This window comes from Frigoribacterium sp. PhB118, from assembly GCF_003751725.1.
Lineage (GTDB): Bacteria > Actinomycetota > Actinomycetes > Actinomycetales > Microbacteriaceae > Frigoribacterium.
Genome location: NZ_RKID01000001.1, coordinates 735,517 through 748,527, shown reverse-complemented (window position 1 = coordinate 748,527; position 13,011 = coordinate 735,517). Strand labels below are relative to the sequence as shown.

General features: G+C 68.3%; 11 protein-coding genes and 2 pseudogenes. 6 read left to right on the top strand and 7 right to left on the bottom strand.

The window, feature by feature from the left end; all coding sequences use genetic code 11:
• The first annotated feature begins 23 nt into the window (after positions 1–23).
• From EDF21_RS03415 to EDF21_RS03400, 4 genes and pseudogenes are all read left to right on the top strand, one after another.
• Positions 24–1,355, top strand: coding sequence for a glycosyltransferase 87 family protein (locus tag EDF21_RS03415; protein ID WP_123570805.1), 1,332 nt, complete (start codon positions 24–26; stop codon positions 1,353–1,355).
• Positions 1,352–1,519, top strand: a pseudogene (locus tag EDF21_RS03410) (thiamine-binding protein); the annotation flags it as partial. The gene EDF21_RS03415 and the pseudogene EDF21_RS03410, both read left to right, overlap by 4 nt.
• 142 nt (positions 1,520–1,661) lie before the next feature.
• Positions 1,662–2,426 (top strand): hypothetical protein, encoded by a 765-nt coding sequence (locus EDF21_RS16460; protein ID WP_148053620.1) that lies wholly within the window; start codon positions 1,662–1,664, stop codon positions 2,424–2,426.
• A gap of 171 nt (positions 2,427–2,597) precedes the next feature.
• Entirely contained in the window at positions 2,598–2,906 is a 309-nt protein-coding gene (locus EDF21_RS03400; RefSeq protein WP_123570285.1) for a thiamine-binding protein, read from the top strand.
• Positions 2,907–3,444: 538 nt separating this feature from the next.
• Here the strand turns inward: EDF21_RS03400 and EDF21_RS03395 are convergent.
• Together EDF21_RS03395 and EDF21_RS03390 are read right to left on the bottom strand one after the other, a co-directional pair.
• Positions 3,445–3,651, bottom strand: a complete 207-nt coding sequence (locus tag EDF21_RS03395) for a hypothetical protein (protein WP_123570284.1) — start codon at positions 3,649–3,651, stop codon at positions 3,445–3,447.
• Positions 3,652–3,835: 184 nt separating this feature from the next.
• The gene (locus EDF21_RS03390) at positions 3,836–4,777 is read right to left on the bottom strand and encodes a hypothetical protein (RefSeq protein WP_148053619.1); all 942 of its coding nucleotides are present in this window, start codon (positions 4,775–4,777) and stop codon (positions 3,836–3,838) included.
• A 1,807-nt stretch (positions 4,778–6,584) separates the two neighbouring features.
• Between EDF21_RS03390 and EDF21_RS03385 the strand changes: the two genes are divergently transcribed.
• Positions 6,585–6,857 (top strand): hypothetical protein, encoded by a 273-nt coding sequence (locus EDF21_RS03385; RefSeq protein ID WP_123570282.1) that lies wholly within the window; start codon positions 6,585–6,587, stop codon positions 6,855–6,857.
• 52 nt (positions 6,858–6,909) lie between these two features.
• Here EDF21_RS03385 and EDF21_RS03380 read toward each other — a convergent pair whose 3' ends face one another.
• The 4 genes from EDF21_RS03380 to EDF21_RS03360 form a co-directional block, all read right to left on the bottom strand.
• Positions 6,910–7,149: a hypothetical protein gene (locus EDF21_RS03380; protein ID WP_123570281.1), complete on the bottom strand. Its 240-nt coding sequence runs from the start codon at positions 7,147–7,149 to the stop codon at positions 6,910–6,912.
• 32 nt (positions 7,150–7,181) lie between these two features.
• Entirely contained in the window at positions 7,182–8,075 is an 894-nt protein-coding gene (locus EDF21_RS03375) for a P22 phage major capsid protein family protein (protein ID WP_123570280.1), read from the bottom strand.
• A 55-nt stretch (positions 8,076–8,130) separates the two neighbouring features.
• Positions 8,131–8,436, bottom strand: coding sequence for a hypothetical protein (locus tag EDF21_RS03370; protein WP_148053618.1), 306 nt, complete (start codon positions 8,434–8,436; stop codon positions 8,131–8,133).
• Positions 8,437–9,068: 632 nt separating this feature from the next.
• Positions 9,069–10,532 carry a recombinase family protein gene (locus EDF21_RS03360; protein ID WP_123570277.1) on the bottom strand — a complete coding sequence of 488 codons (1,464 nt, stop codon included), beginning with the start codon at positions 10,530–10,532 and terminating at the stop codon, positions 9,069–9,071.
• 66 nt (positions 10,533–10,598) lie between these two features.
• Between EDF21_RS03360 and EDF21_RS03355 the strand changes: the two are divergent.
• Positions 10,599–10,772 (top strand): annotated as a pseudogene (locus EDF21_RS03355) (MTH1187 family thiamine-binding protein); the annotation flags it as partial.
• A gap of 62 nt (positions 10,773–10,834) precedes the next feature.
• On the opposite strand, the gene EDF21_RS03350 reads toward EDF21_RS03355, so the two are convergent.
• Positions 10,835–12,895: a cell wall-binding repeat-containing protein gene (locus EDF21_RS03350; protein WP_158612842.1), complete on the bottom strand. Its 2,061-nt coding sequence runs from the start codon at positions 12,893–12,895 to the stop codon at positions 10,835–10,837.
• Positions 12,896–13,011: the final 116 nt, after the last annotated feature.

Below are 13,011 nucleotides of genomic sequence, written 5' to 3'. Positions count from 1 at the left end.
GGGCCGGCGGCTAGCCTGTGGGCATGCCGACCTCCGTGCCCCCCGCGTCGGCCACCCCCGGGGCACCGATCGTCCGCGCGGCGCGGACGTCGGGCACCCGGCCCGTCGCCGACGGCCCGACGACGTTCGTCGACCGGGCGAGGTCGTTCGTGGCGTCGCCGGTCGTGCTCGGCATCGCCTTCGTGCTCGTCCACGCCTGGCTCGTCCGGCTCAACCTCGTCGGCGGCAACCGCACCCTGGGCGACGTCGACGTCGTCTACCGCACCTGGATGCAGCAGGGCGTCGGCGGGGGCGACTGGGTGGGCGTCGACCGACCGTGGGTCTACCCGCTGCTCGCCGCGGTGCCGATGCTGCTCGCCCGCCTGGGGGGCGACTCCGGGTACGGGGCCGTGTGGCTCGTGCTGGTGTCCCTGCTGAACGCCGGCGCCTTCGTCGTGCTCGTGGCGCGGCGGCGTGCCGGGTCCGTGGTCGCCGCCTGGTGGTGGCTGGCGTTCCTCGTCGCCCTCGGGCCGATCGCCCTCGGCCGCATCGACGCCGTCACGGTCTCGATCGCGCTGGTGGGACTGTTGCTCGTCTCGACGCGGCCCTCGGCGGCGTCCGCCCTGCTCACGATCGCGGCCTGGGTCAAGGTCTGGCCCGCCGCTCTCGTGGTGGTCGCCGTCCTCGCCCTGCGTCGTCGGGTCGAGGTCGTCGTGGCGGCGGCGGTGACGAGTGCGGTCGTGGTGTCCGTCTCGCTCGTGCTCGGCAGCGGGTGGAACGTCTTCGGCTTCGTCGGCCAGCAGGCCGGTCGCGGTCTCCAGGTCGAGTCGCCCGCAGCCGTGCTCTGGCTCTGGCGCGCGGCCGCGGGGGTGCCCGGCACCTTCGTCTACTACGACCGCGAGATCCTGACGTACCAGATCGCCGGCGACGGGGTCGGGTTCGCCGCGAAGGCGATGAGCCTCGTGATGGCCGCGGTCGTGCTCGGCGTCGTGCTGCTGGGCTTGCGGGCCGTGCGCCGCGGGGTGACGGCCACGCGCCTCCTGGGTCCGTTGTCGCTCGCCGTCGTCGTCGCCCTGATCGTGACCAACAAGGTCGGTTCGCCGCAGTTCGTGGCCTGGCTCGCGGTGCCCGTCGTCGTCGGGCTCGTGCTCGCACGATCGGGCGGGCCGCGGTTCGTCGTGCCGGCGGTGGCGGCCGTGGTCGTCGCGGGGCTGACCCAGGTGGTCTACCCCCTCGAGTACGACGCCCTGCTCGCCGCGCGACCCGACCTGGTGGCCGTGGTCACCGTGCGGGCCGTGCTCGAGCTCGGACTGCTGGGGTGGACGGTCGTGACGCTCTGGCGCCTGCGGCCCGCACACGCGAGGATGGACGCATGATCGTCGCGTTCTCCGTCTCGCCCAGTGGTGCCGCTCCCGAGGGCGGGCCGTCCGCCGGCTCCGAGCCCGACTCGGTCCACTCGGCCGTGGCCGCCGCCGTCGCGGCCGTGCGGGCGTCCGGGCTGCCGAACCACACCTCGTCGATGTTCACCGAGATCGAGGGCGCGTGAGTGCTTCAAGTCTACTTGGGCGCAGCAATTTCCAGACAGAACGCGAAGTTCAATCGTCGAATGAAGGCCAGGTGTAGCCGTGGAAATGCGTCCTATAGCGGATTACATTTGGGCAGGCACTGCCGTCAGATTTTTGATGGACTTGCAAGTAGGATCACGGGTCTTCGGAGAAGACAACGTCGAGGGCAACATCGCGGATCTAATGGTTGCCTTGGACGGAGCCGAGCTCTACGTCTCGCTCCGCCTCGCGAGTGGGCTAATAAAAATCAAGGACTCGTGGGATGCCGAACTTGCCAGTCATGAAGACAGGGAAAGCTTCAAGAAAACCCGTCTGCTAACGGCTGCCGAAGTCCGTTCTTTGAGAACGACCTCATCGACTCTTCGAGAAGCGATGATAGCCGAGGGTGAAGGAAAGGTTGCTTTCATCGCGTCGGATGGGCGTTACGCGGTCGGAAAACTATTGAACGACATAGGGACTCTGATGAGCCCTGACGTCTTCGCGTCTCTGCCGACGATTGCACAAAAAGACTTGGAGGAGGCGGGAAAGGCTATGGCCTTCGACCTTCCGACCGCGGCCGCCTTTCACATTCTTCGCGCGACCGAGGCCGCTCTCCGTCAGTTCTATGCAAAAGTGACCAGTAAGAATCGCATTAGCGAGCCGTGGATGTGGGCAGCCATGTTAGCCCATATTCGGGCCAGCGAGACTCCACCTCCGGCCGTTCTGCTGGTCAATCTCGACAGCCTGCGTGCAAACTTTCGAAACCCCACTCAACATCCCGAAATGACATACGAGATGGATGAAGTTCAAGATCTATTTGCGCTGGCGGTCGATTCGATGAATCGGATGGCCCGCTACACCGTGCCTGAGTCCGAAATTGATCGACCGTCAGGATCAGGGTAAAAATTCGTTTCCTGGTGACGGAGCCGCGGCGGCTGAGACTGGTGAAGTGCCCGACGCTGTAGTTGCCGCTGGCCAGGTGATCCGTAGGTCGGGACTCCCAAATGGAACCTCCTCGATCTAAGGAGGTAGAGCCCGCGTGAGTGGTACCCGATTACACAGGAAGGTCTGACGATGATTATTGCTTTTAGTGTTGCTCCGAGCGGGGGCGCAGCTGCCGCTGAGGACGGCGCCGTGCATGACGCCGTGGCCGCTGCGGTCCGAGTCGTCCGTGCCTCGGGCCTCCCAAATCACACGTCTTCGATGTTTACGGAGGTGGAAGGTGAGTGGGACGAATGCATGGCGGTCGTAAAGGCGGCTACGGAGGCCGTCCTCCCCTTCGGGTCGCGTGTGTCGCTCGTTCTGAAGGCCGACATACGGCCGGGCCACACCGGGGAGCTCGACGGGAAGGTCGCACGACTAGAGGAAGCACTCGGCGAGTAGGTCTGGAAACGACGAAAGCCCCGGCCGGTGAGGGCACGGGGGCTTTCGGTAGAGGATTATTCGAAGAGCTCGACGTGACGGCCAACCTTGTAGCGGAGGGTCTCCAGCGACTCGGCCCGGACACCAGGCGGGCGACGTCGGCGACCTCGCGCTTCGACTCAGTCGGATGCTAGGCGATCCATGCGGGATGACGTCTCGACCGCGTGAGTCACCCTAAGCAAGTCAACTCAAATAATATATTGCAGATCGGATTCTGCTTGCGTCGTCTCCACTCGCCCGAATAGGCCGAGCGACGGAGAGGCAATGATGACGGCGACCATGATTGACGAGATTGCGGCGGAGCTCGGGGCAGTGCTCGGGGAGGCCGTAACGGAAACGGACTTTGAAGAGCTCGTGCATGCAGTTGTGCGGGAGCGCATGACGCCTGCCTACGCCTGAGGGGTAGCGCCTCGCGCGCCGCGTGCAACGGCGACGCGCCCGGACGAAGTGCAAAGACAGGGGCGACGCCTTCGACTGTCAGAGCGCCGCTGGTGGTTTGTCAGAGCGTGAGCCCGGCCAGGCCGCTTGCGAGGGAGACAGCGGCCCCGATGCTCGCAAGGATCAGGCCGCGTGGACTCGCGTCGGGAACGGTGTACAGGCCGCTTTCCTTGGGGTCCTCGCGCATCCGGCCCCGATAGGCGTCCACTGCGCCGAGGACGGCGACTACGGCGCCGGACACAATGAGGACTGCGACAAGAGCAAGCATCCGCCGAGTGTTTCACGCCTCGGGGCTAACGGCTAACGAAGCCCCTCCGGATCTTCGTCCGCTTGAGGGAAGCGAGCACGCTGCCCTATGTTGCGCGTCGACTAGGAGCTTCGCCGATATAAGTCATCGAGCCCCCCGCCGGCGCCACGTCGCCTCGCGAGCTCAGCGGCCGTCTCGCGCGCGTTCACGACGTCGTGAGCGGGCCGATCAGGGAGGAGAAGGCTTCGACGATCTGCGGGAGGTGCGAAGCGAACGCGCCGTCGGTCTGCTGCGCCAGGTCGATCACGGTCTCGCGCATGGTGAAGAGGAAGTCGACGAAGCCGGAGTCCTCCTGGAGACCGGCGAAGGGCTTAAAGTCGCCCTTCCCGAGGATCGAGAAGATGCCCCCGGCGACCTCCGTCACCTTGACGATGCCGCGCTCGGCGCCGTCGAGGGCCGGGCCCAGCGCGCCGATGAGGACGCCGGTCAGAGCCGAGACGGCAGGGACGAGGGCCGCGCCGATGCGCGTCTTCCCGTCCTCCCAGAGCGCATTAAGGACCTGTTGCTTGTGGGAGAGCGTGTCGGCCTCGCGCGCGAAGTTGCCGTGCGCGTCGGCGGTCTGGTCCATGATGATTGCGAGGGTCGCGGCCTGATTCGCCTCGGCCGAGAGGGCTCCGCCGACCTTCGAGAAGCCGAGCTCGGCGGCCTTCGCGTCCACGGCTGCCTGATTCAGCGACACGCCGTATCGCTCGATCGGGTCGCGCTCGCCCTTCAGCGCCGACGACAGCGCGCCGACGGCGTCGGCAGTCGAGCCGCCGAACATCGAGGAGAGGTCCGAACCGAGCTCGATCAGGTTGTTTGTCTTCGGCGCGAGATCGTCCATCGCCGTGCCACCGTTTTTAAGCTGGGTGCCGATCAGGGTCCCGAGCTCGGCGTATTCGATTTTGGTCAGGCCCACGGCCGTAGCGGCGGAGCTCGCCCAGTTGAGCATTTGAGGCTCGGAGCTTTGGAAGACGATCTCGATCGCGCCGACGCTCTGCTCCAGGTCGGCGGCGCCCTGCACGGCGTTGCGCAACCCCGCCCAGACTTTTTGGCCGAGCCACGCTGCCCTGGCGAACAGAGCAAGGGGCGCCAGGGCCCGGGTCACGGCCTTTCCGAACAGGCCTCCGCCCACGCCTCCCGCTCTGCCGAGCTCAGGCGTGAAGGACTGCCCGAGGGTGCGTAAAAGGTTCGCGCTGGCGGGTACGAGATTCAGTGTCGCGAAGCCGACATTTGCGGACATGGGTCTCCGGGGGTACGGCAAAGCCCCCTCGGCGGGTGGTCACGAGGGGGCTTCGAGCGGGGGCGGGCGCGGATAGGAACGGCGCATGAAATGGTTGGCGTCGGTCGTCGCCGTAGTGGCTGCCGTGGCTGCGGTATGGCAAGCCGCCGAAGCAAGGACAGCGCGAAAGGCCGCTCAGGCTGCGGGAAACGAAGCTGAAGCCGCGGCAACTCGAATTGCACTCGCCCTGGAGGACTCTGCGCGTGCTGGCGCCAGGACGGCCGCCGCCACGGAGGAACTCGCCAAACGTTCGCATCCGTGTTTAGGTCGCTTCGTGGGGGGATACTCGAACCGTGAGTATTGGAGACGCTTGGGCGCAATTCCTGGCTAATTGGCCGACCGTAGTTGGCACTCTGTTTCTGGCCGTCGTCGCGGGGGCGCTCGCGGCATGGATAACTGGGAGCTCCACGCGAGCGGCGGCAGCGAAGCCGAGTCGTGAAGCTGCGCGACTGGCTCTGTGGGGTTTTCAGCGTGCCCTACGCGACACAGCCGCTGAAGAGGAATCGCGTGAGATTCGTGATGGAACAGTCACGTTCACAGATACTTCCGATGACGACCTCGCAGAAGCCCGTCGGTCTGCATATCCGTATATTACTTATCTTAAGCCCAAGGATCGTGACCATCTGCGCGCGAACTGGGTCGACGAATGGGACCCGCAGCGAGACCCTCTAGCGCGGTCAACTTCTATGTGGAAGAGGGCCAAGGCGCTAGAAAAGGCGCTCACAAAAGTCTTTAGGACGTAAACCCGCGTGCGGGCTATTAGCGCAACCTCTATGCCCGTACGCACAGCGAGGCGCTATGCCGCTTCGGACGCGGACGAGGGGGCCGGAGGGGAGTCCCCTGCCACCCCCTCGGTCGTCGCAGGCGAGCTACGCCGCGCCCGCCTACGAGACGGCAGGCGCGGCGTCCGGCTCAGCGAGCGCGCGCTCGAGTGACGTGGACGTCGTGCGCAGGGCAATGACGGCCTGCTCGAGCGCTCGGTAGCTCTGCTGCACGGCTCCGCGCAACGCGAGCCGCCCGTCGTCGACACCGACATCGAAGGTGGGGTCGCCGGGCCCGCCCGTTGCTCGGCGGCCCAAGGTGTCTACCGACAGGCGAGGCGCGCGACTCTACTACGCGTCGCTGTTCTGGTGCACCAGCCGTGCCAGCTCGAGGGCACGCTCAGCGAGGTCGTGCACGACGGGCGGCAGCGGCGTCGCCGGGCCCGCGCGGTCAGCGGGTGGAGTGACTGCGGCGGGCAGGGGGGCGTCGTCGAGGGGGGCGGGGGGTCATGCTGCACCCCAGCGGCGGGCGGGGCGGTTGCGCTTGGGCCGGTGGCCCGCTGGTGAAGCGGAGCACTCCTCGCGGGCCCGGCGCGGGTAGCAGGCGCCCACACCCGTCGGCGCAGGCGACGTAGTAGCCGCTCGGGGACGGCGGCAACCAGTCAACGGCAGTCTCGGGGTCGGGACGCATCGTCCTGGGAGTAGCCGGTCGAGTGGGCTTTTTTGGAATGCTCATGGTCTGCGGCATCCAGCCGCGCCCCGGCCTGTAGCGCGCCGGGTGTGAGATGTTATTGACGGGTGTCAGTCATCAGATGTAATATTTGTTGAGAGGTGCTCGAACCTAGAGGCGCCACAACCCGATTGGACACAACATGGCTGCAGTGCTGGTCTCCTACGACCTCAACGCCCCGGGGCAGAGCTACGACAAGCTCATTGCCCAGATCAAGACGTACCCGGGCTGGTGCCCGATGATGAAGTCCGCCTGGATGGTCTACGGGCCGAACGCGACGGCGCAGTCCGTATCTGACGATCTGCGTTCCGTGATGGACGGCGGCGACAACCTGTTGTGCATCGAGGTGAGCGGCAAGTCGAGGCAGGGCTGGCTCTCGAAGGACAAGTGGGAGTGGATGAACACCCACCTTTGACGCCCTTAGCCCCGAGGGGACGCGGCGCGCTCGCGTCCCCTCGGGTGCTCCACTACTTCGAGCGGGTGACGCGGAGGGCGAGCTCTTCGGCGCGCTGGGCCGCCGCGCGACGCGACGCTGCGTATCGGTGCGTGGCCGCGATGAGCGCCGGCTCGGTGACGCCGTGGCGGTCGGCCTCGGCTGTGATGTCGCTCCAGGCGGCCGGGTCGATCTCGTCGGTCGCTTTCGGGATCAGTTCGTCGGCGATGACGTCGGCGACGACTGCGGTGATGGTCTCGGGGGACAGTGCCATGGGGTGGCCTTTCGTTGCGGAGAGGTGGGGGATCAGGCCGTGGCGAGCACGCGGACGGCGCCGCCGTGCTCGACGAGGTCGACGGTGCCGTCCTCGCGGTCGACGGCGAGGGGCATCGCGGTGACCTCGGCGAAGACGCTGAGGAGGGAGCGGTCAGCCGCGACGCTGTCGTCGTAGCTCATGATGTGGCGGAGAGCGAAGCCGCCGGCGCTCACGCTGGCGCCGTAGGCGGCGCCGTCGGGCTTGGCCGGTGCGCGCACGACGAGGGCGAAGGCGGGCTTCACGAATCCAACGATCTCCGTCGGCGCGAGGCGGGTCGACTCGACGACCTGGAAGCCACGGACGACGTCGGGCGAGTCGAAGGTCGTGCCGCTCGACCCGACCGGCCCGTCGAGGAGGTCGGCGTAGACCTGGCTACCCACGGCAGCATAGAGCTGCGCGGAGTCGCCGACGCCGTTCTGTCGGAGCTTCGTCCGCATCGCGGTGAAGACACGGGCCGGGTTGGCCGGATCGTAGGCGAGCGCGGTGTCGGCGGGGGTCGCCTTCATTACGGCGACGACGTAGCGCTCGATGCGCTTCACGAGGGCGTCGGTCTGCGGCTTCAGTACCTGCGCGGCGAAGCTCGCGATGTCGAGGTCGAGCTCGCCCTCGGAGAGGGTCACCTTCGAGTAGAGGTGGTCGTTCAGCTTGACGTCGATCTGCTGCTCGACGAGCTCGTCGACTTCGAGGACGCTCGTGGTGTCGTGGAGGTCGCGACGGTGTGCGACGACGGAGCCGGGAACGCGGACACGGACGGTCGTGCCGGCCCCCTTGCGGAAGTCTGCTTCGAGGTCGCGGGATATGAGGCCGGCGAGAACGAGGTCGCCGCCGACAAGTGTTGCCGCGACGGTAGCGACTTCCGCGGGAATCAGGAGGGTGTTGGGCATGGTGCCCCTTTCTGGGTGGTGGGTCGCGGCGGTAGGCCGCGGAGCGGGGTGGGCGTCAGCCGTGGGCGGTAAAGAGCCGGTCGACGTAATCGCCGATGCGGGCGAGCTCCTCGCTGGCGGCTGCGCGCTCTTCGGGGCTGGCTGCGCTTTCAAGTGCTTCGAGGGCCTGTCGCTCGCGCAGGAGCAGGGCGGCGGCTGCGGCGTCCCGGGCGGCGAGCGTGTCAGCGGCGGACCGGGATACGGCGCGACGGCAGGCTGCGGAGCAGGTGCGCGCCGAGGGGCGCATTCCCTCCAGCGAGGCGGAACAGTGATCGCAGAAGCGCATGACACCTCCAGGAGTCGGGTCTAAAAGCGTGCGCACGCATAGGGAGCGTAAATAGGCGCCCCCGGTCCGAAGACCGAGGGCCTACCTCTCCACGAATGACGGCGAAGGGACTTCGCCTCCGCATAGGAGTAGGGGACCGGGGGCGTGGCAGAGAAAGCCGTTTACACACGCCGCCGAGGACGTGATCGGCAGACGCGGCACCGGGGCTCGCGCCCGTCGGGCCGGGTCGAGTCGACGCCGAAGGCGGAGAACGGCTTCTCCTGCCGGCACCTGGCGCAGGTCTTCCCGGCCGAGGCCTGGCGCCGGGTGAGAGCGCGGACCGCCGAGTCGGCGACCTCCTGCTCCCACCCGAGCGCGGCGGTCGCTGCCCGGACGCGCTCCTCGGGGGTCATGGTCGGTCCTTTCGTCGGCGGGTGGCCGACGGCCGCCGACAGGAGAGAAGGGGACCGAGAGGTAGCCCCATGCTCAGATTGACGCCGGGATGGTCGGGGCGTGACGTTGTGACGGAAGTGTCGTCACTTCTAGTTACTTGATCGAGAGAGAGAGCTCTCTAGCGAGGAAGGGGAAGTGACGTAACTTCCGACACTTCACCACGCCCAGAGACGCCGACGAGCCCCTCTCCGGCGTGGAAAGGGGCTATAGGTGCGTGTAAACAGAGCCGTCGGCGTCTACCCGGCGGTCAAGGTCAGGGTCACTCGGGAGGGGTCCCATTTGCCGCGTTGCTTGGCGGGGGCGATCGCTACCTCGGCGCCACTTGATAGGAGAAGCGCCCGGCGGCCTAGCATGTCGAGGCGCTTCCAGGACTCGGCGAACGTTTCGCCGGTCTCGACGAGCTCGACCGTGGGAGCCGCGGGGGCTGCGTCGAGCCGATCGCGCTCTGAGTGGAGGCGCTGGAGCCGTTCCATGAGGGGTGCCAGGTTGGCTCCCGGGCGGCTCAGTGCCGCCGTGGTGTGTCGAAGCGCCTCGTCGACGGCTGCAAGCCCGGGCACGTCGCGGACGGTGACGCGTTGCTCGACGACGAAAAAACGGCCGACGATCGCGAGAAATTGGCGCTCGACCTCCTCCTCGACCCGGTGGCACTCGATCGCGACGCCGCGGGGGCACGCTCGTCCCTGACCGGCCGCATGGCAGGCATAAATATCCTGGCCAGTCGAGCTCCGACGAGTCTTCCGCACGAGATTGCCGCCGCACCCCGGGCACGAGATCAGCCCGGAGAGGAGACGGGATGCCTTCTCGCGTCGGCCGCGCTGCGTGGCCTCCGCCCGCCCGGGGGTGGTCGTCCAGTCCGTCAGCGCGCGAAGTCGCTCGACGTCTTCCACCGGGAGGATTGGCTCCCAGTAGACGACCGGGAGCCCCTTGTCGTCCCGGATGAGCTCGGCAGGCTTAACGATGTGAGGTTTCCCCGTGACGGGGTGGGGCGCGCGAACGCTTCCGGTCCGTACACGGCCGAGCACGGCGTCGGAGCGTAGGACACGCTGGAGCGCCGTCGAGCCCCACTCGGCGGCTCGGCGCGGCTTGATGCCAGCGGCGTTCATCCTCACACACGCCGCGTAGACCGACGAGCCCGCGAGCACCTCGTCGGCGACGCGACGGACGACGGCGGCCTCTTCCGGGTGCGGCTCTAGCGCGCGCCCGACGCCGGACGGGTGCGGGACGGCGCGGTAGCCGTAGGGCACGACGCCGCCGGGGAAGCGGCCGACCTGGCGGAGGTGCTCCTGAGAGGCCGAGACGCGAAGCCCGGTCGTCTTCGCCTCCATACTGGCGAACACCTGGAGGATCTCGACCATTGCGCGCCCCATTGGAGAGGTCGTGTCGAGGCTTTCGGTCGCGCTGACGATTTGAAGCCCCTCGTCGAGGAGGACCCCGACGTCGACGACGGAGCGGACGAGCCGGTCGAGGCGCCAGACCATTACGGCGTCGGCGTCTCCGCCGCGGACGAGCTCGCGGACGCGCGTCAGGCCGGGGCGGTCCAGGCGGGTCTTCGTCGCGGAGGTGTTGTCGTCCTCGACGATCTCGACGAGCTCCAGGCCGCGGAGCTCACAGTGCTTCGCGATGACCTCGCGCTGACGAACGATCGAGGTTGACTCCTCCCGGGATGCGCGGGAGAGGCGGACATAGCCGACTATTTTCACTAGGGCCTCCTTGTCTAGGTGTGCGCCCGAGAAGGGGACCGAGAAGTGCCTAACTGCTCATGTGCCACTCACGAGGGCGAGTGGGACGAGGTGATGGCCGTCGTCAAGGCCGCGACCGAGGCCGTCGGCGCCTTCGGCTCGCGCGTCTCCCTCGTGCTCAAGGCCGACATCCGGCCGGGACGCACCGGCGAACTGACCGGCAAGGTCGAACGACTCGAAGCCGCACTCGGCGACGCCTGACCGCATCACGCAGGGCCGGACCACCGTCGCGTCGGTCCGGCGTGGGGAACGGGACGCCGCCGTCAGCAGGCCGTGAGGGAGTCGACCCGGGACGAGAGGGCCTGCTGGCCTCCGAGCAGGACCACGTGCTCGGTCTGGAGGACGTCGAGGTCGTGCAGGATCGATGCCGTCACGCACGTGCCCGGCACGATGAACAGTGGCGACGAGGTCCGGGCTGCGAGGGCTGCGCCCGACAGCGCGTCGGGGTAGTTGACGCCGGTGGCGAGATAGACCGTGCCGGCTTCGTCGAACGACCCGCGTGTGGTGTGGTGGGACACCTCGTAGCGATCGGCGCCGACGATCTGCCCGCCGCGGTCGGTGCCCGACAGGGACGTGGCGATGCCGGGGGACATGGCCCGCGGGCCTCCCACGCCGATGGCTGCAGGGCTGCCCAGATCGCCCCACAGCTCGCGCGTCGCGTCGTCGGCGCGTGCCGCCCGGCCGTCCACCATCACGAGCGGGGCGTCGGCCTCCGCAGCCGCGGCACCGGCCGAGAGGGCGTCCGCGAACCCCGAACCCGAGGCCAGGTACAGCACGCGGCCCGGTGAGGTGCCCGTGGTCGCGGCAGGGGAGTCGGACGAGACGAAGGCATAGCGCGCGATGGCTCGGGACGTCGCGTACCGATCGGCGCCGCCGATCCGCACCACCGTCGAGCGCGGACCGCTCGTCGGGGTGGCCACGACGCCGAGGGCCTTCTCGACGTCCGGCGAGATCGAGACGGGACCACCGACGACGACGACCGTCTTCGGTCGCAGGCGCTTCAGCTCGGCGGCGACGACGTCGGGAACGGTGGTCGGGGTGACCAACAGGAGGGGGGCGTCGAGATGCGCCGCGGCCGGTCCGGCCGACAGCGCATCGGGGAAGCCCAGCCCGTTGGCGACGACGACCGTGCCGCCGGTCTCGGTGAACCGCGAGGACATGGCCGCAGCGACGGCGAAGCGATCGGGGCCGGAGATGCGGGTGGTGGTCTGACGAAGGGGCGGGAGGAGGACCGTTCCCACCGAGCGCGTCTCACCGCTGGCGACACGGAAGCGCGTCGCGTCGTCGCGGTTCTCCACACCGGGTGCGTAGCGTGGCGCGACGGCGGGGGCGGAGTCGTCGGTGCGGTTCAGGGGGAGGCCCGTCAACCGCACGACGTAGTCACCCGCCGGCAGCCCGTGGAACGCGAACGCTCCCTTCCGGATCGCCGCCACCGTCGCGAGGTACCAACGACCTCGAAGGTCGGTCGTCCACGCTTCTGCGCTGAAGCCGACGTCGAGGGGGTCGTCGAGGACCGGGGTCACCGAACCCGTCAGGACGGCCGACTTTTCGACCTGCAGGTCGAGTCCCGAGAGCCGGGCGTCCTTGGCCACGGTCACGATCGTCGCGTCGGATTCGGCCGCGGCGCCCCCGAACCACGACGTCGAGAGGTCCGGCGCGTCGGGTGAGGGCCTGACCGAGGCGCGGATTCGGTAGCGGCCGGGGTCGACCGCGACCGAGTAGGCGCCTCTCGAGTCGGTCAGGGCCGACGAATGGTCGCCGGTGTCGACGTTGACGACCGAGATGTCGGCGTTGCCGACGGCGGCGAAGTCGTCACGACCCCCGCCGAGCCACACACGCCCCGCCAGGGCCTCCTGGACGACCAGGCGGGCGTCGACGTCGGTGACGGTCTGGCCGTCGGCCACGTCGAACCAGCGGGCTCCGGTGAGATCGTGGGCTCCACCCCAGTACTGGCTCCGGCGCGTGTCGCCGTCCTCGAACAGCACCGTGTAGCGACCCGCGGTCACGACCTCGAGGGTGTAGGCGCCCGTGGTGCGGTCGACGAACTGGGTCGAGCCCACCTCGGCTCCGTCGGGGCGGATCAACCGTGCCTCGGCGATGACGTCGCTGCGCGCGGGATCGGTCCCCGTCAGGTGCCCGGTCACGTACCCCGTCGTCGCTGCGTGCGCCGGAGGGGGAACCGCCAGGCCGACCAGCGTGGAGACCAACACGAGCGCGACGACCGTCAGGGCCCCGACGAGGGTCCGCGTGAGAGGCCGGATCGGGTCGCCGGAGCCCCCGAGCCCTCGGTGGGTGGCGGCGGGGGAGGAGCCGGGTGTGGACATGCGAGAACCCATCGGGAAGGAACGGAACGCTCGAATCTAGCGGCACGGAGCGGCTCGACGCCAGATCGCTGGCTGCGGGTGCGTCGCCGGACGGGTCGGGGTCCCTTCGGACGGTT

Excerpts from the sequence above, each read along its gene's own strand:
- EDF21_RS03375 (WP_123570280.1), bottom strand. The coding sequence starts at position 8,075 with ATGCCCAACACCCTCCTGATTCCCGCGGAAGTCGCTACCGTCGCGGCA.
- EDF21_RS03400 (WP_123570285.1), top strand. The coding sequence starts at position 2,598 with ATGATTATTGCTTTTAGTGTTGCTCCGAGCGGGGGCGCAGCTGCCGCT.
- EDF21_RS03350 (WP_158612842.1), bottom strand. The coding sequence starts at position 12,895 with ATGTCCACACCCGGCTCCTCCCCCGCCGCCACCCACCGAGGGCTCGGG.
- EDF21_RS03415 (WP_123570805.1), top strand. The coding sequence starts at position 24 with ATGCCGACCTCCGTGCCCCCCGCGTCGGCCACCCCCGGGGCACCGATC.
- EDF21_RS03395 (WP_123570284.1), bottom strand. The coding sequence starts at position 3,651 with ATGCTTGCTCTTGTCGCAGTCCTCATTGTGTCCGGCGCCGTAGTCGCC.
- EDF21_RS16460 (WP_148053620.1), top strand. The coding sequence starts at position 1,662 with ATGGACTTGCAAGTAGGATCACGGGTCTTCGGAGAAGACAACGTCGAG.
- EDF21_RS03380 (WP_123570281.1), bottom strand. The coding sequence starts at position 7,149 with ATGGCACTGTCCCCCGAGACCATCACCGCAGTCGTCGCCGACGTCATC.
- EDF21_RS03385 (WP_123570282.1), top strand. The coding sequence starts at position 6,585 with ATGGCTGCAGTGCTGGTCTCCTACGACCTCAACGCCCCGGGGCAGAGC.